Raw genomic sequence first — 16069 nt, 5'->3', positions numbered from 1 at the left:
CTTAGCGCAGGAACGGGTTGGCGAACAGCAGCAGCAGCGCGATGACCAGGCAGTAAATGGCGGTGGTTTCGATCATGGCCAGGCCGACAAACAGCGTGCGCGAGATGGTGCTGGCGGCCTCGGGTTGGCGGGCCAGCGCATCCATGGCCGCAGCCACCGAACGGCCCTCGGCGAGCGCCGGGCCAATGGCGCCAAAAGACACCGTCAAGGCGGCGCAGACGATGCTGACAAGTTCAATCCAGTGGTTGTCCATAAGGGTCACTCCGGTTCAGAAGATTCGCTCGCGGCCGCAGCGATGAAGACCATGGCGAGCACGGTAAAAATATAGGCCTGGATCAGCCCGGTGAGCAGTTCAAGTGCCATGAACGGCACGGGCACGAGCAGCCCCGCCAGTCCCAGCACCACGGTGGAGATCACGACGCCGCTCATGATGTTGCCAAACAGGCGCACCGACATCGAGACGATGCGCGTCAGCGCCTCGATCAGGTTCAGCGGCAGTACCAGCAGGCTGGGCTGGGCGTAGCTGCGCAGGTAGCCCCAGAGGCCGTGCCGGCGAATGCCCCAGCCCAGCACGGCGGCAAACACGGCCAGCGCGAGCACCAGGTCGGTCTCCAGGGCGGCGGTGGGCGGCTCGACGCCGGGTATGAGCCCGCTCAGGTTGGCCGTGAGGATGAAGACGAACAGCGTGGCAATCATGGGCAGGAAGGGCGCGGGGTCGGCATTCATGGTCGAGCGCATCTCCGTCTGCACCATGTCGAATGCCAGTTCGGCGAGCGCTTGCACCCGGCCGGGCGTGCGCACCGACAGACGGCTGCGCAGCCAGGCGGCGCCCAGAACGAGCGCCAGCATCACGCCCCAGGTGGTGACCACGGGCGCGGTGATGGCCAGCGGCCCCAGGTGCAGCAGAACTTCGTGCTTGAACGGGCTGTTGGTCATGGGGGTGGCCGGCGGGTTTTGGTGAGATGAATGACGAGCGGCCGCGCCGCCAGTACCCCGAGTCCCAGGGCCACCAGCGCCAATGGCCCAACGCGCGCGGCGCCGTAGCAGGCACCGGCGAGCAGCGCGAAGCGCAGCAATTGCAGTGCCAACAGACGGCCCCACGGGGCTTGCCCGCTGCCCGTGAGCCGCCCGGCGAGCCAGTGCAGGCTGCCGAAGTGCCATGCGCCCAGCAGCAGGCCGGGGAAGAAAAACAGCGCCGTCATGGTCGGTGTATCCAGCGCCAGGCCGACCAGCCGCCGAGCACAAGGCCCAGCAGCAGCAGCGCTGCGGTGAAGGTGATGCCGGTATGCCAGTGCGCATCCAGCCAGCGCCCCAGCGCGATGCCCAGCAGCGTGGGCACGACCACCACCCAGCCCAGCACGCCCACGCTGGCGAGCTGGTGCAGCAGGCTGGGCTCGCCCTCGCGGCGGCTGCGCTGCTGGCGCTCCCACTGCTGGCGCAGCTGTGCGATCCAGGTGCGGTCTTCCTCTGGCAAGGGGCTCTCGCTCATGGCCATACTCCCGGCGCAGTGCCCATGCCGGCCCTGCCGGGCTGCAGCTGGCGCAGCAGTTGCACTTCGATCTGGTGGCTTTCGCGGCGTGCATGCTCCTCGGTTAGCTGGCGCTGGCGCAACTGCTCCAGCACGGTGTGCTCAAGCTGCGCGGGGTCGCCGCCGAGTACGGCCTCGCGGCTGGCGATCTGCAGCTCGCAACCGCGCCGCAGCGTGAGCACGCCGCTGCGCACCGCGCACCAGTGCCAGGCATCCTGAGCGTCGCGCCAGGACAGCAGGCCGACGCTGAGCACCACCAACAGGTCCTCATGGCCTGGCCACAGGCCGAAGCTGCCCGTGGCATCCTGTGCGCGCACCGAGCGCACGCCCGGGGCATCGACCACCACGGCGCCCAGGCTGGAGAGCACGAGGTGGATGGCGTTGGCCCGTGGCCAGGCGTCGGCCGCGTTCATGGGGTCTTCCTCGCCAGGGCTTCGTCCAGCGTGCCCACCATGTAGAAAGCGCTCTCGGGCAGATCGTCGCCCGCGCCGTCCAGAATGGCGCGGCAGCCGGCCAGCGTGTCTCTCAATGCCACCTGGCGCCCGGCCTGGCCGGTGAAGGCCTCGGTCACGCTGAAGGGCTGGGTCAGGAAGCGCTGCAGCCGGCGTGCCCGCTTGACGCGCGTCTGGTCTTCGGCGCTGAGCTCGGCCACGCCCAGCAGCGCAATGATGTCCTGCAGCTCGCGGTAGCGCGCAATGGCCTCGCGCACCTCGCGGGCCAGGTCGCAGTGCGCCTGGCCGACCACCGCCGGGTCGAGCAGGCGCGACTGCGAGGCGAGCGGATCGACCGCCGGGTACATGCCCTCGGCGGCGAGCGAACGCGAGAGCACGATGCGGCTGTCGAGGTGAACGGCAATGGCGGTGACGGCCGGGTCGGTGAAGTCGTCGGCCGGGACGTAGACCGCCTCGATCGCGGTGACCGAAGCGTGTTCGCCGCAGGCAATGCGCTCCTGCACCGCCGCCACTTCGCTGGCCAGGGTGGGCTGGTAGCCCACGCGGGACGGCAGGCGCCCGAGCAGGCCCGAGACTTCGGCGCCCGCCTGCACGAAGCGGAACACGTTGTCCATCAGCAGCAGCACATTGCGCTGCTGTTCGTCGCGAAAGTACTCGGCCAGCGTCAGCGCGGTGAGCGGGGTGCGCCAGCGCGCGCCGGACGGCTCGTTCATCTGGCCGTAGACGAGGATGGTATTGGCCAGCATGCCCGAGTTGCGCATGTCCAGCAGCAGTTCGTGCCCCTCGCGCGTGCGCTCGCCCACGCCGGCAAACACCGACAGGCCCTGGTAGGTCTGCGCCATGACGTGGATCAGCTCCATCACCAGCACCGTCTTGCCCACGCCCGCGCCGCCAAACATGGCCGCCTTGCTGCCCAGGGCCAGGGGGGCCAGCAGGTCGATCACCTTGATGCCGGTTTCAAACACGTCGGCCACCGCGCGGCGCTGGCCCAGTGGGAGGGGCGGGCGGTGGATCGGCCGGCGCGGCGTGTCCTCGGGAATCGGCGCGCCGCCATCGCCGGGCTCGCCGAGCACGTTGATCAGGCGCCCGAGCAGGGCGTCGCCCACGGGCACGGCCAGTGGCCCGCCCATGGAGCGCACCGGCACGCCGCGGGCCAGGCCCTGGGTGTCCTGCAGGGCGACGCTGCGCACGGTGCATTCGTCCACCTGGCTCTCGACCTCCAGTGTCAGTGTGGGGGCGCCGGGCGGGCAGGCGAGCAGCGCCGTGCCAAGCGTGGGCAGGATCGAGGGAGGAAAGCGCACCTCGACCACGCCGCCGCGCACGGCGTGCACACGGCCTGGGGCCGGCGCTCCGGGAGCGCTGGCAGCGGCAAGGGATTCGGGCAAGGCGGACATGGAAAGATGCTTTTCATTGTGCACCGGCTGCGAAACGAATCAGATCGCCAGCGGGTCCACGTCCACCAGCCAGCGCACCAGCCCTTTGTGCGCGGGGTCTGCCCGCAGCGCATGCAGCAGCGGTTGCCAGGCGGCCAGAAAATGCTGCAGCGCCGGGCGGCTGGCGCTCTCCACCAGCATTTGGGCCCGCTCGACGCCGGCGACGCGCTGCACCGCCAGCGGGATGGGTGGGTACAGGCTGATGTGTTCCACGCCGGGCAATGCGGCCTCGCGCGCGGCGTTGGCGGCGGCGGCGAGAAACCCCTGGGCCACCTCCTGCGTGCGCGCGTCGGCCCGCACCAGTGCCTGGAAGGCAAAAGGCGGCATGCCCGCCTGCTCGCGCTCGGTGAGCTGCTGCGCGGCAAAGGCGGCGTAGTCGTGCCGGCGCAGCGCCTCGTAGACCGGGTGCTTGGGGTGGTGGCTCTGCACCCACATCTCGCACGGGGTGCCGCGCTCGGCCATCCATGCGGCGTCGCGCCCGGCGCGGCCTGCGGCCTGCATCAACAAGGCAAACAGGCGCTCGGGTGCGCGAAAGTCGCTCGAAAATAAGGCGCCGTCGGGTTGCACCGCGGCGACCAGGCTGACGCGGCGAAAGTCGTGCCCCTTGGCAATCATCTGCGTGCCGACCAGCACGTCCACTTCGCCCGCGTGCACTTGGGCGAGCTGGCTTTGCAGCGCGCCGGCGGCACGTGTGCTGTCGGCGTCGATGCGGGCGATGCGCACCGGGCCGCCGCCTTGCCGGGACACGCCTTCGAGCAGGCCGGCCAGATGTTCTTCCAACTGCTCGGTGCCGCGTCCCATGGGCGCGATGTCGGGGCTGCCGCAGGCCGGGCAGGCGCGCGGCACGCGCTGGGCGTAGCCGCAGTGGTGGCAGCGCAGGCTGCGGTCGATCTTGTGGAACACCTGGTGGGCGCTGCAGTGCGGGCAGTCGCTCTTCCAGTCGCAATCCTGGCAATGCAGCACGGGCGCATAGCCACGGCGGTTGAGCAGCACCATGCACTGCTCGCCGCGCTGCACGCGTTCGGTGATGGCGGCCAGCAACGGTGCCGAAAAAACGGCACGGCGTGGCTGCTGGCCCATGTCGACGCGGCGCACGCGGGGCAGGGCAGCGGCGCCGATGCGGCTGGGCATCTCAAGCCGTTGGTAGCGACCGCCCTCGGGGTCGCCCTCGCTTGGCGGGCGGCTGGCGTGCCAGCTCTCCAATGAGGGCGTGGCCGACCCCAGGATCACCTTGGCGCCGCAGGCGCGGGCACGCCAGACGGCGAGATCCCGCGCCGAATAGCGGGCGCCCTCCTGCTGTTTGTAGCTGGCGTCGTGTTCCTCGTCGACCACGATCAGGCCCAGGCCAGGCATAGAGGCAAACACCGCCATCCGCGTGCCCAGCACAATGCGCGCCTGCCCGCTGTGCGCGGCGAGCCAGCTCTTGAGGCGCTGCGGGTTGGTCATGCCGCTGTGCAGCGAGACCACCTGGCCGGCACCAAAGCGCGCGACAAAGCGCTCTTCGAGCTGCGGCGTGAGGTTGATCTCGGGCACCATGACCAGCGCCTGCGCTGCCGGGGCGGCCAGCAGCAGGTCCTGCACGCAGCGCAGGTACACCTCGGTCTTGCCGCTGCCGGTGCTGCCAAACAGCAGGAAAGGCCCATTTTTAGAGTCAATTTCGGCTCTGGCGCTTTCCTGCTCTGTGCTAAGCGCTATCAATGGAGTAGCATCGGTGTCCGTACCCGCCGCAGCGGGCCTGCGCAGCCGGCGCGCCATCTGCTCGGGCCCCAGGGTGCGCAACTGCGCCGGCAGGGCGGCCAGCGCCACTTCGCCCAGGCTGCGCTGGTAGTAGCGCGCGGCAAAGGCCACCAGGGCGCGCCAGTGCGCGTTCAGCGGCGGCAGGCCCGCAAGAACACCGGCGATGGCGCGCAGTTGCGCGGGGGGTACGCCCGGCTCGCTGGCGGGTGCTTCCCACACCACGCCCAGCACTTCGCGCGTGCCCAGGGGCACGCGCACCAGCGTGCCGGGAGCGAGGGGCTGGAGGCTCGCATAGCTCAGCAAGCCGCCCAGCGCGCTGTGGGCGGGGGTGTGCACTGCCACTTGCACCGTGCAGGACACAACCGCATCGGTGTGTCGAACTTCATCCTTCTTTGGCGCATCCGGGTGCAAGTGGCTGATCCTTCAGAAGTTTTTAAAGAATCCAGGGGTTCTGTGGATAACTTTGTGGATAGAACGACCCGACCCGCCGCGAAGCCTTGAAAACAGGGGCTTTGCTTACGTTGCCCAGCAAATCAGCAGTGCCGTTCACCCTATACAAATCAAATACTTACGAGAGGCTTGGGGAAACGCAAGCCGGTGGTGCGGTGTTTTCAGGTTTGTGTGCACAACCAGCAAAAAAATTGCTGTGTGTCAAGCCCCGCGCATCGCCCGCGACTGCTGGTGCACCGCCTCCACCAGCGCGGCGACATGGTCGAGTGGCGTGAACTGGCTGATGCCGTGGCCCAGGTTGAAGATGTGCGTCGGGCCGGTCGCCGTGCGGTCGGTGTGCGGGGTGCCAAAGCTCTCCAGCACCTTGCGCACCTGGGTTTCAATCTGCGCGGGCGGGGCAAACAGCACGTTCGGGTCGAGGTTGCCCTGCAGCGCCTTGCCGGGCCCGCCGACCTTGCCGCCCACCAGGGCGCGCGCCTTGGCCAGATTGGCGGTCCAGTCCAGGCCCAGCACTTCGCAGTCGAGCGCGTTCATCTCTTGAAGCCACAAGGCGCCGCCCTTGGTAAAGATGATGCGCGGCACGTCCTGGCCGTCCACGCCGGTGCGCTTGAGCTGCGCCAGCACGCGGTGCGTGTAGGCCAGGCTGAACTCCTGGAAGGCGCCATCGGCCAGCACGCCGCCCCAGCTGTCAAACACCATCACCGCCTGGGCGCCCGCGTCGATCTGGGCGTTCAGGTACTGGGCCACGGCGTCGGCGTTGACGGCCAGGATGCGGTGCATCAGGTCGGGGCGGCTGTACATCAGGCTCTTGACCAGGCGGTAATCGTCACTGCCCTTGCCCTCGACCATGTAGCAGGCCAGGGTCCAGGGGCTGCCCGAGAAGCCAATCAGCGGCACCCGGCCGTTCAAGGCCTTGCGGATGCTGGTGACGGCGTCGAACACATAGCGCAGCTTGTCCATATCGGGTACGGTAAGCTGTCCAACAGCCGCTTCATCGCGCACCACTTTGGCAAAGCGCGGGCCTTCGCCCTCGGCAAACGACAGGCCCAGGCCCATGGCGTCGGGCACGGTGAGGATGTCGCTGAACAAGATGGCGGCGTCGAGCGGGAAACGCTCCAGCGGCTGCAGCGTGACTTCGGTGGCGTAGTCCACGTTCGTCGCCAGGCCCATGAAGCTGCCGGCCTTGGCGCGCGTCGCCTTGTACTCGGGCAGGTAGCGCCCGGCCTGGCGCATCAGCCACAAAGGCGTGTAGTCGGTGGCCTGGCGGCGGCAGGCGCGCAAAAAGGTGTCGTTGGTAAGGGGTGCGAAGCTCATGGGGGGATTGTCGCAGGCGGCGACACGCCCTCCTTCAGGCAGGCCTCAAAGCCCGGCCAGCGCCGCCTGCACTTCGCCCTTGCCCAGGATTTCGCTCAGCACCACGGGCGCTTTCCCCTTGGCGTACAGCACATACACCGGCACCCCGCTGCGCCCGAGCTGGGTGAGGGCGGCGGTAATGGCCGGGTCGCGCCGCGTCCAGTCGGCGCGCAGCAGCGTGACCTTGCGCCGGGCAAAGTCGGCCAGCACCTCGGGGTCGGCCAGGGTGGTGCGCTTGTTGTACTGGCAGGTGACGCACCAGGCCGCGGTGAAATCGACAAACACCGGCTGGCCCGACGCGGTGAGCTCGGCCACGCGCGCGGCCGACCAGGGCTGCCAGGCTTGCGAGGTTGCCACCGACGTGCCACCGGCTGGCAGCATGCGCACGACGTTCGGCCCCAGGCCCAGCAGCAGCGCTGCGCTGGCGGCAACCGCCGCGATGCCCAGCAGCAGGCGTGTGCGGCCGCGCAGCGTCAACGTCCAGACGAGGCTGCTGCCTGCCACCAGCAGCGCCAGCAGCGCGCCGGCGCCATCGATACCACTTTGCTGGCCCAGCACCCACACCAGCCAGACCACGGTGGCAAACATGGGGAAGGCCATGGCGCGGCGGAAGGTGCCCATCCACGGGCCCGGGCGCGGCAGGGCGTGTGCCAGCGCTGGAATAAAGCCGGCCAGCAGATACGGCAGGGCCATGCCCAGGCCCAGTGCGCCAAACACGGCCAGGGCCTGCGGCGCGGGCATGGCGACGGCAAAGCCGAGTGACGCGCCCATGAAGGGCGCCGTGCAAGGCGAGGCGATGGCGACGGCCACCACGCCCGAGAGCAGTGCGTCGGTCACCGGGTGGCGCGCTTGCAGCGTGGCCAGGCGCCCCGGCACGAACTGGCCAAACTCAAACACCCCTGCCAGGTTCAGCCCGATCAGCGTGAACAGCCCGGCCAGCAGCGCCACCACCAGGGGCGACTGCAGCTGAAAGCCCCAGCCGAGCTGCTCGCCCGCGGCGCGCAGCGCCAGCAGCAGCCCACCGAGGGCCAGGAAGGAGAGCACCACGCCGACGGTGTAGGCCAGCGCCGCCAGGCGCTGCGCGCGCGGCCGGCCACCGTGCCGCGCCAGGGCCAGCAGCTTGATGGCCAGCACCGGGAACACGCAGGGCATGAGGTTGAGCAGCAGCCCGCCCAGCAAGCCCCCGAGCAGCGCGGTGGCGAGGCCGGCCAGTGAGGGCGCCGCAGCGGGCGCGGGCGGCGGCGCTGCGGTGCGGTTGGCTTCCAGTGCGGCGGCGAGCGCCGGCGAGACCTCGGCGCGCGGCGCGCCGGTGCTCCAGCCGGCCTCCACCGTGGCGACGGCGCGCCAGCCGGCGGCGGCGCCCAGCGCCTTGCCGTCCGCGAGCGTGAGCACGGCCGGCACGCTGCGCGGGGCGGCATCGCGCTCTGGCGACAGGGGGGTGTCGGCGGTCCACACGGCGCCGTCCCAGCGCTGCGTCCAGTCCTTGCCGCTCTCGGCGGCAGGCACCAGCACGCTAGGGGTTTCGGCAAACAAATCCAGCGCCTTTCCCTGCAGGGCCGGGGGCAGGCCGGCGATGCGCCAGTGCAGGCGTTCGCCGTCGGCGCGCACGGTGCTCGCGCCGGCAAGCGCGACGGGCTGCTGCGCCGCTGCCTGGGCAAAGCGGGCCGCATCGCCCGCCGTGGAGCCGCGCAGGGGCACCGCCAGTTCGAAATCGCCTTCTTCAGGGATGCATTCCACGCGGCACACCAGCCAGCTGGCGTGCAGGCGCACCGTGAGCGCGTCGGCCGCGCCGGCAAGCAGTGGCGGCTTGAAGGCCTGCGAGACCTGCAGCGGCACGGCCAGCAGCACCTCGCCCTCGTAGCCGTAGTTGGCCAGCGGGCCGACGCGGATGCGGTGCGGCACCGGCCATGCAATCTCGCCCACGTCCATGCCGGCGGGTAGCGTCCAGCGCAGCTCGGTCGGCAGGCCGGAGTCGCCGGCATTCTTCCAATAGGTGTGCCAGCCAGGCTGGTGCGTGAGCACCAGGCCCAGCCAGGCGGATGCGCCGGGCGCCAGGCCGTCCGGGGCGTGTGCCACGAGTTCTGCCCGCACGCGCGGCGTGGTGACCACGTTGCTGGCGCTGCCAAGGCTGCTGCCCATGGCGCCAGATTTGAAGCTTATTTGGGCGCTAGCGCTTGATGCGTAAGCGCATACAGCTATGAAAAGCAGAGCAAAAAGTTGCCGGGGCGAGAAAATGGTGCGCATGGTCCCAGAGTGTGAGTGCCGGGAGCCTGTGGGGTTCCAGCGGCGGCAGCGAATCCAAAGCCTGAAGTCGCTTGCCTAGGAGCCTGTCGGATTTGCAGCCGACGATTTCCAAGTCCGACAGGGTCCGAAGCCGCCTATTTTGCCGCCAGACTCAATTCGGCCTGCGGCGTCCACCCTGCGCCGTCCGCAGCCAGCTTGGGCGCGGCGAGAAAAAGCCGCCCTTCGGGTAGCTTTTGCGCTGCCAGGTACTGCTTGACCACCTGCCCGCGCTCGGCCGCCAGTGCGGTGGCCTGGGCTTCGGTTGCGGCGGGCAGGTGCGCCAGCAGCAGGGCCTCCATCTCGGCCACCGGCAAGTCCTTGGCCATGCCGACCAGGTTGCGCGGCTTGGGCATGTCGGCGCGGCCATAGACCTTTTTCAGCAGAGCCGGGTATTCGGCGGCCTGCACAGGCGAGTCGTCTTCAGCATTGGCGCGCCGCTTTTCCGCCAGCACCAGTTGCTGCAGCCGTTCGCGCTGCATGGCCTCGCGCTCGCGCGGCAGGCTGGCGGTGCCAGTGACGGTCAGGTTCAGCGCCGGGCGGTCCGTCAGGGCTTTCGCCACTTTGCCAAGACTTTGCTGCGCCTTGGGCGAAAGCACGGCGCTGCCTGGGGCGAAGGCCACGCTGCTGAGCTCGTCACCGCCACCCAGTGCACTCGCCAGCAGGCTGAACGGCGCCGTGATCGCCTTGCCGATGAGGTTCACGATGATCTTGAAGATCACCGGGCCGAGCTTGAACTGCGGGTCGTTGAGCGAGCCGCTGATCGGCAGGTCCAGGTCAATCACGCCATGGCTGTCCGACAGCAGCGCCACGGCCAGCTTGACGGGCAGGCTGTTGGGGGCGCCCGCCACGGGCTCGCCAAACGTGAGCTGGTTGAGCACCAGCTTGTTGCTGGCGGTCAGTTGGCCATTGGGCAGCACCTTGTAGGCCACGTCCATGCTCAGCTTGCCGCGCTCGATGCCGTGGCCGGCGTATTTCACGGCGTAGGGCGAGAGCGGTGGCAGCTCCAGGTCGCGCACCTTGCCCTGGATGTCGAGCGCCAGCGGTTTGGCCAGCGGGTTGAGCTTGCCGGTCACTTCCAGCGAGGCCGAACCCTCGGCCCGCCCGCGCAGCTCCAGGTCGGCCAGCACGGGCTCGCTGCCAGCGGGCTGCGATGAAAACGCACTGAGTTTGCCGGTCAGCTCGCTGAGGTCGGCCGAGTAGTTGGGCTTGATGAAATAGTCCGAGAACAGCACCTTGCCGTTGACCAGGCTCATCGGACCGAACTGCAGCACCGGGGCCAGCGGGTCTGGCGCGGCGGCCTGGGCCGTGACAGGTGCTGCGGGCGCGGCGGGAGTGGCCTGCGCCTGAGCAGGGTTCGTCGGTGCAGCCGCCCCGGCAGCGGGTGGTATTGCCGCCTGGCCCGGTGCTTTCACCAGTTGGTCGAGGTTGATGCGGCCGGTCTCGTCGATGGACAGGCGCGCGTAGAAATCGGCCAGGCTGGTTTCCTTGACCTCCACGCGCGGCGCGGTGCCGGGGGCCAGCGCCACATGCAGCCCGCGCAGGCCCAGGCTCTTCCAGGCCAGCAGCTCTTCGCCCACTTGCGAGGCGGTCTTGGCCGTGGTGGCGCCGGTGCTGTTGGCCCGCAGCTGGTCGATGGCGGCGTCGCCGTTCAGGCCCAAGGTATTTCCGCGCCCGGTTTGCGCAAAGGCCATCGTGCCGCGAAAACCGGCTTCGCCCTGCAGCAGCTCGATCGCCAGCCGGTCGGCCAGGTAGCCGTCGAGCGCTTGCAATGGCAGGCGGCTGGCGTCGAGCTGGCCTTGGGTGGCAAAGGGCTGGGGCGTCAGCGTGCCCTTGTAGCTGAGCTTGCCGGCCTCCCCTTTGCCTTTGCCCGTGCCCGCACCCACGCGAGCCGAGACTGCGAAGGCTTCGGGTTTGCTGCCATCGAGCGCCAGGTTGCTGGCCTGCAGGTCCAGGGCCGAGACGTTGAGCGCCACCGGGCGCGGTTGGCTGCGGTCGGCAAAGCCAAGCTTGCCGCCTTCGACGCTGGCTTCTGTGATCTGCACGCGCCATGGGTGCGCGGCGGCATCGGGGGGAGCGCTGGGACGGGGGGTGTCGGAAGAAGCGCCTTTCAGCCAGCGCTCGAACATCCAGCGCCCGTCCGCGCTGCGTTCCACGCTGGCCTGGGGCTGGGAAATGGCGAGGCGCTCAATGCCCACCGTATGGCCATCGAGGTCCACCTTGGCGCCCTCAAGCGCGATCTGGTCCACGCTTGCGAGGCTGGTCTTGCCTTGCCTGAGCGCGAGCTGCGAGACGGTCAGCGGCCCTACGTCTAGCGTGACGCCCGTCCCGCCTGGCTTTCCGGCTCCCGCTGCGTCCCACTGCACACCCAGGTCACCGTCGATCTGTCCGACGAGTGCGGGCTCCAGCACCTGGGCCAGGTAGGGCGCTGCCAGTGGCAGGGCAAGGCCCTTGACCGACAGCTTCAGCTGCGCAGTTTGGTCGCTGGCCTGGCCCTCGAAGGACAGCGTGCTGCCCTGGAGGCCCAGCGCGCCGTGAAACGGAAACGGCTTCTGAAATGGAAACGCCAGTGCGCTGGCATCGACGCTGAGCCCCGTGGCCTCCAGCGCGGCGGCCGGACGCGTGCTCTGGTCGGCCCAGTGCACCGTGCCCTGGCGCACGGCGATTTGCGCGACGGAGACCGACCAGGCAGGGGCCTTGCCGGTAGCACCTGCATGCGCCTTGGCGCTGCTCGCCGCCTGGCTGGCTGCGGGTGCAGGTGGAGCGGAGGCATGGGTGCTTGCAAGGGCGCTTGTAGCGGGTGTCGGGGCAGGCGCGGGCGCGCCCAGTTGCGCCAGATTGACGGCGCCAGCCGCATCGCGCGCCGCGCTCAGCACCGGCGCATCCAGTTCGATGCTGCCCAGGCGCACCACATGGTCCAGCGGCCGCACGTCGTCCAGCGCCACGCTCAGGCGGTCCCAGGCAAGCAAAGGCTGTTGGCTGCGGTCGGCGATCTGCACCTTGCGCGCCTGGGCCGTGCCGGTCAGTTTCACGGCAACTTCCGGCTTTTGCTCGAAAGCGAGCTTCAGGTCCAGGTCGAGCACGGCGCCCTGCAATCGCACGGGCAGACTGGCGGGCAGGTAAGCCAGATACGGCGCCAGGTCCAGACCACTCCATTTGATCGTCGCTTCGCCCTTGCCGGTTTGTGCGAACGGTGTCGCCTGGGCCGATGAGCTGAAGTGGCTGCTGCCCAGATCGAACGACAGGTGGGGCTCCACCTTGATATCGCGCTGCGAGGGCAGGGTGCTGAGGAAGGGCACTTTCAGAGTCAGTTGGCGCACGGCATGGCTCTGGTTCACCGTGCGGTCGGTGAAGTCGATGGCACCACCCGTCAGCGTCAGGTTGTACAGCGCCAGCCGTGCGGGGGCGGTGCTGGGCGCATCGGCAGGGGTGGCAAAGCGCGCCAGGATGTCGTCCACATCGTAGTGGCCGTCCGCCAGCAGGGTCAGCCGCAGATGGGGGTTGTCAATGGCCAAAGCGTCCACCACCGGCGCCAGGCGCACCAGCGATTGCAGCTCGGCATCGGCATACACCCGCGCAATCTCCAATTGCGGCGCTGCGCCATTGAGACCGCCAACGACGAGGTCGCGCAGCGTGATCTCCAGCGTCCAGGGCTTGAATTCAATGGCGCCTACCGTGACCGGCCGCCCCAGCAGTTCGCTGGCCTTGCGCTCCAGCGGCCCCTTGGCAAGCACCGGCACCAGCAGCCAGCTCAGCAGCCACAGCAGCAGCAAGGCCACAGCGGCCCACACAGCGCGGCGCACCCAGCGGTGCTTGTGCAGACGGCTTAGCGCAGGAAAAGACAGGGAATGGGGCATTGGGAGCGCTGCGAGCAAAGACGGGGAGGCGATTATCCGCACCAGGCGCCACGTGGGTGGCAGTCGTGTTCAGACAAGGCTCGGGGCGATCCTCCGTATCGTGGCACTTTTCAATGTGCAGTCGTCACATGCACTGCGCGCCTATGAGGCTGTCTCAAAAAAAAACGCATTTCGCTTTGCTCACTCGGCAAAGCCGAGCACCACCCTGCGGGTGGTGGCGCTCTTCTTCTCAATTTTCGTGACCGCGATGCGTCCAATTTCCGCCGTATTGGCGACATGTGTGCCGCCGCAGGGCTGAAGGTCAATCAGCGGCGCGCCCTCCGCACCGCCGATGCGAATGGTGCGGATGCGACCTGTGCCGCGCGGGGGCTGCACGCTCATGCTTTTCACGAGCTGCGGGTTTGCATCCAGATCTTCGTCGCTGATCGACTCCACCGCAAAAGGGAGTGAGGCGGCTACCAAAGCCGCCAGGCCTTGCGTCAACACATCCTTGTCGAGCGGATCGGTCATGGCGAAATCCATGCGTGCGTAGTCGGGTGTGATGGAGCAGCCGTTGACCAGTTGCGGCACCAGGTGGCACAGCAGGTGCGTGGCGCTGTGCAGCCGCATCATGCGGTGGCGCCGCTCCCAGTCGATGCGCGCAGCCACCACATCGCCCGGCTGCAGTTGCGCCACCAGCGCCTCCTGTCCGGGCGCAGCGACATGCACGATCCGGCCGGTGGGCGTGCCTGCGTCGTCCTTTTCCTTGCGGGTATCGGCAATGGCGATTTCGCTGCCGTCTTCGAGCAGCAGCATGCCGGCATCGCCTGCCTGGCCACCCCCCAGTGGGTAGAACACCGTGCGATCCAGCACGATGCCCTGCGGCGTGGTGTCGACCACCTGCGCACTGCACATGGCCAGGCGCGCATCCTTGCGAAAAAGCTCTTCTGTCATGGGGCGAATCGTATAGCGCAACGCCGAACCTGTCTTCGCGCCGCTACCATGCGGCCATGCCGACCGAACCACTTTCCCCTCCCGCGCTGCCCTCCCGTTTCTGGTCGGAGCTGGGGACGCGCGATTTCGCGCAACTCGCCGCCGCCTCCGGCCTGGAACGCACAGTGGCCGTCTTGCCCGTGGCCGCCACGGAGCAGCATGGCCCGCATTTGCCGGTATCGGTCGATGCCACCCTGCTGCAGGGCGTGATGGACGCGGCCCTTGCGCGGCTGCCTCCCGAGCTGCCGGTGCTGTTTCTGCCGCCGCAGAACGTCGGCCTCAGCCCGGAGCACATCCGTTTTCCGGGTACGCTGACGCTTGCCCCTGCCACGTTGATCGCGCTCTGGACCGAGCTGGGCGAGGGCGTGGCGCGCGCCGGTATCAAGAAGCTGCTGTTGTTCAACGGCCATGGCGGCCAGGTCAGCGTGATGGACATCGTCGCGCGCGAGCTGCGCACCCGCTCTGGCCTGCTGGTTTACAGCGCCAGCTGGTTCAGTCTGCCGCTACCGCAAGAAGTGAGCGCGCGCTTCAGTGCCGAAGAGCACCGCTTTGGCATCCACGCAGGCGATATCGAGACGTCGATGATGTTGCACCTTGCGCCGCACACGGTGCACATGGAGCACGCGCGGCATTTTCACTCCACCTCGCAAGACCGCGCCGCGCGCTACCCGCTGCTGGGCAATGGCAAGACGGCCAAGCTCGGCTGGCAGATGCAGGACTACAACCCCGTGGGCGCAGTGGGCAACGCCGCCGCGGCGACAGCAGAAAAGGGACGCGCGCTGGTGGAAGCCGCCGGGGCGGGGCTTGCCCAATTGCTGCAGGAAATTGCCGACCTGCCCGGCGACACACTGTGCGATACGCCTCAGGTCCACCAGCAGGCCGCGCCTACGTCGGCCCCACCCACCACGTTCACGCGCCCCGACCAAGGTTATGCGGGCGACGTGACGCCCGAGCAGGCATGGGGTTGGGTCAGCGCGGGGGAAGCGGTGCTGGTGGACGTGCGCAGCGACGCCGAGCGCGCCTGGGTTGGCGAAGTGCCGGGTGCGGCAGCCGTGGCCTGGAAGCAGTGGCCCGGCATGCTGCCGAACCCCGATTTCGATGCGCAATTGCGCGCTGCGGTGCCCGCTGGCCAGCGGGCCGTGCTGCTGTGTCGCAGCGGGGTGCGCTCGATTGCGGCGGCGCAGCGGGCTACGCAATTGGGCATCGAAGCCTGGAATGTGCTGGAAGGCTTCGAGGGCGACCCCGATGCCAGTGCACAGCGCAACCACAGCGGTGGTTGGCGTGCGCGCGGTCTGCCTTGGCGGCAGACCTGAGTTGTTTCTGAAATTTACAGCGCGGGAATGCGCAGTTTCTGGCCCGGATAAATCTTGTCCGGGTCGCTCAGCATGGGTTTGTTGGCTTCGAAGATTTTCGGGTACTTGCTGGCGTCGCCGTAGTATTTTTTGGCGATCGCCGAGAGCGTGTCGCCGCGCACCACGTCGTGGTACTGTGCTTCGGGCGCCGGCGCAGCGACTGCCATCAGGTTGTTCACCTGCTTGACGCTGGCAACATTGCCGCAGCAGAGGGTTACTTTTTCCAGGGCTTCTTGCGATGGCGCCTGGCCGCTGACGCTCACCGTGCCGGTCGCGCCGTCGTAGTCCACATGCACGCCTTCCACGCCGAGCTTTTGGCTGGCAATGTAGGTCTCAATGGCGCGTGCTGCCTGTGCATTGAGCGCGTCGAGCGACGGCTTGGCCGTTGCGTCGGTGGCGGCTTTCGTGACAGCGGCTTCGACTTCTTTACCGCCGAACAGTTTTTCGCCGGCTTCCTTGATGAAACTGAAAAGACCCATGGTGTGAGCTCCCTGGTGTTGGGTGTTGAATCGGTCTGTCGTTGGCGCGCCGCGTGCGCGCCAACGACACCATACATGCGCTCATGCTTGCCCGCTTGTGGGAGGAGGCCGCGAACGCGGCATCATGCCGGTTTTGGGCGTGTCTCCCGTGTAGCGCCCACGTGCCACGAAACTCC

At 68.5% G+C, this 16069-nt stretch carries 13 protein-coding genes and 1 pseudogene; 2 read left to right on the top strand and 12 right to left on the bottom strand.

The window, feature by feature from the left end; all coding sequences use genetic code 11:
- Position 1 precedes the first annotated feature (1 nt).
- From D3F03_RS10640 to D3F03_RS10590, 11 genes are all read right to left on the bottom strand, one after another.
- Complete coding sequence (locus tag D3F03_RS10640; protein ID WP_119109320.1) at positions 2-253, bottom strand: F0F1 ATP synthase subunit C; 252 nt, start codon at positions 251-253, stop codon at positions 2-4.
- Between the two features lie 5 nt (positions 254-258).
- Positions 259-936, bottom strand: coding sequence for a F0F1 ATP synthase subunit A (locus D3F03_RS10635; protein ID WP_119109319.1), 678 nt, complete (start codon positions 934-936; stop codon positions 259-261).
- Positions 933-1202, bottom strand: coding sequence for an ATP synthase subunit I (locus D3F03_RS10630; protein WP_119109318.1), 270 nt, complete (start codon positions 1200-1202; stop codon positions 933-935). The genes D3F03_RS10635 and D3F03_RS10630 overlap by 4 nt, the downstream gene beginning before the upstream one ends.
- A complete protein-coding gene (locus D3F03_RS10625) occupies positions 1199-1489 on the bottom strand; it encodes an AtpZ/AtpI family protein (protein ID WP_119109317.1) in 291 nt (96 codons plus the stop codon). The genes D3F03_RS10630 and D3F03_RS10625 overlap by 4 nt, the downstream gene beginning before the upstream one ends.
- The gene (locus D3F03_RS10620) at positions 1486-1941 is read right to left on the bottom strand and encodes a F0F1 ATP synthase subunit epsilon (RefSeq protein WP_119109316.1); all 456 of its coding nucleotides are present in this window, start codon (positions 1939-1941) and stop codon (positions 1486-1488) included. Before D3F03_RS10620 ends, D3F03_RS10625 begins: the two co-directional genes overlap by 4 nt.
- Positions 1938-3374 carry a F0F1 ATP synthase subunit beta gene (gene atpD, locus D3F03_RS10615; protein ID WP_119109315.1) on the bottom strand — a complete coding sequence of 479 codons (1437 nt, stop codon included), beginning with the start codon at positions 3372-3374 and terminating at the stop codon, positions 1938-1940. Before atpD ends, D3F03_RS10620 begins: the two co-directional genes overlap by 4 nt.
- 39 nt (positions 3375-3413) lie before the next feature.
- On the bottom strand, positions 3414-5492 hold the full coding sequence (gene priA / locus D3F03_RS10610; RefSeq protein ID WP_119109509.1) for a replication restart helicase PriA: 2079 nt from the start codon (positions 5490-5492) through the stop codon (positions 3414-3416).
- A 309-nt stretch (positions 5493-5801) separates the two neighbouring features.
- Positions 5802-6914 carry a uroporphyrinogen decarboxylase gene (hemE, locus tag D3F03_RS10605; RefSeq protein ID WP_119109314.1) on the bottom strand — a complete coding sequence of 371 codons (1113 nt, stop codon included), beginning with the start codon at positions 6912-6914 and terminating at the stop codon, positions 5802-5804.
- A 45-nt stretch (positions 6915-6959) separates the two neighbouring features.
- Positions 6960-9197 carry a protein-disulfide reductase DsbD family protein gene (locus tag D3F03_RS10600; RefSeq protein WP_119109313.1) on the bottom strand — a complete coding sequence of 746 codons (2238 nt, stop codon included), beginning with the start codon at positions 9195-9197 and terminating at the stop codon, positions 6960-6962.
- A 134-nt stretch (positions 9198-9331) separates the two neighbouring features.
- Positions 9332-13090 carry a DUF748 domain-containing protein gene (locus D3F03_RS10595; protein WP_119109312.1) on the bottom strand — a complete coding sequence of 1253 codons (3759 nt, stop codon included), beginning with the start codon at positions 13088-13090 and terminating at the stop codon, positions 9332-9334.
- A 180-nt stretch (positions 13091-13270) separates the two neighbouring features.
- On the bottom strand, positions 13271-14023 hold the full coding sequence (locus D3F03_RS10590; RefSeq protein ID WP_119109311.1) for an alanyl-tRNA editing protein: 753 nt from the start codon (positions 14021-14023) through the stop codon (positions 13271-13273).
- Between the two features lie 56 nt (positions 14024-14079).
- Between D3F03_RS10590 and D3F03_RS17295 the strand changes: the two are divergent.
- Positions 14080-14925 (top strand): annotated as a pseudogene (locus D3F03_RS17295) (creatininase family protein); the annotation flags it as partial.
- A gap of 78 nt (positions 14926-15003) precedes the next feature.
- Positions 15004-15375 carry a rhodanese-like domain-containing protein gene (locus D3F03_RS17290; RefSeq protein WP_245960590.1) on the top strand — a complete coding sequence of 124 codons (372 nt, stop codon included), beginning with the start codon at positions 15004-15006 and terminating at the stop codon, positions 15373-15375.
- Between the two features lie 14 nt (positions 15376-15389).
- Here the strand turns inward: D3F03_RS17290 and lysM are convergent, their stop codons facing one another.
- Complete coding sequence (gene lysM / locus D3F03_RS10580) at positions 15390-15893, bottom strand: peptidoglycan-binding protein LysM (RefSeq protein ID WP_119109309.1); 504 nt, start codon at positions 15891-15893, stop codon at positions 15390-15392.
- Positions 15894-16069: the final 176 nt, after the last annotated feature.

The organism is Simplicispira hankyongi (assembly GCF_003570885.1).
GTDB classification, from domain to species: Bacteria; Pseudomonadota; Gammaproteobacteria; order Burkholderiales; family Burkholderiaceae_C; genus Simplicispira; species Simplicispira hankyongi.
This window is presented reverse-complemented; position numbering and strand designations above follow the sequence as displayed.

Excerpts from the sequence above, each read along its gene's own strand:
- D3F03_RS10640 (WP_119109320.1), bottom strand. The coding sequence starts at position 253 with ATGGACAACCACTGGATTGAACTTGTCAGCATCGTCTGCGCCGCCTTG.
- D3F03_RS10635 (WP_119109319.1), bottom strand. The coding sequence starts at position 936 with ATGACCAACAGCCCGTTCAAGCACGAAGTTCTGCTGCACCTGGGGCCG.
- D3F03_RS10630 (WP_119109318.1), bottom strand. The coding sequence starts at position 1,202 with ATGACGGCGCTGTTTTTCTTCCCCGGCCTGCTGCTGGGCGCATGGCAC.
- D3F03_RS10625 (WP_119109317.1), bottom strand. The coding sequence starts at position 1,489 with ATGAGCGAGAGCCCCTTGCCAGAGGAAGACCGCACCTGGATCGCACAG.
- D3F03_RS10620 (WP_119109316.1), bottom strand. The coding sequence starts at position 1,941 with ATGAACGCGGCCGACGCCTGGCCACGGGCCAACGCCATCCACCTCGTG.
- atpD (WP_119109315.1), bottom strand. The coding sequence starts at position 3,374 with ATGTCCGCCTTGCCCGAATCCCTTGCCGCTGCCAGCGCTCCCGGAGCG.
- hemE (WP_119109314.1), bottom strand. The coding sequence starts at position 6,914 with ATGAGCTTCGCACCCCTTACCAACGACACCTTTTTGCGCGCCTGCCGC.
- D3F03_RS10600 (WP_119109313.1), bottom strand. The coding sequence starts at position 9,197 with ATGCGCACCATTTTCTCGCCCCGGCAACTTTTTGCTCTGCTTTTCATA.
- D3F03_RS10595 (WP_119109312.1), bottom strand. The coding sequence starts at position 13,090 with ATGCCCCATTCCCTGTCTTTTCCTGCGCTAAGCCGTCTGCACAAGCAC.
- D3F03_RS10590 (WP_119109311.1), bottom strand. The coding sequence starts at position 14,023 with ATGACAGAAGAGCTTTTTCGCAAGGATGCGCGCCTGGCCATGTGCAGT.
- lysM (WP_119109309.1), bottom strand. The coding sequence starts at position 15,893 with ATGGGTCTTTTCAGTTTCATCAAGGAAGCCGGCGAAAAACTGTTCGGC.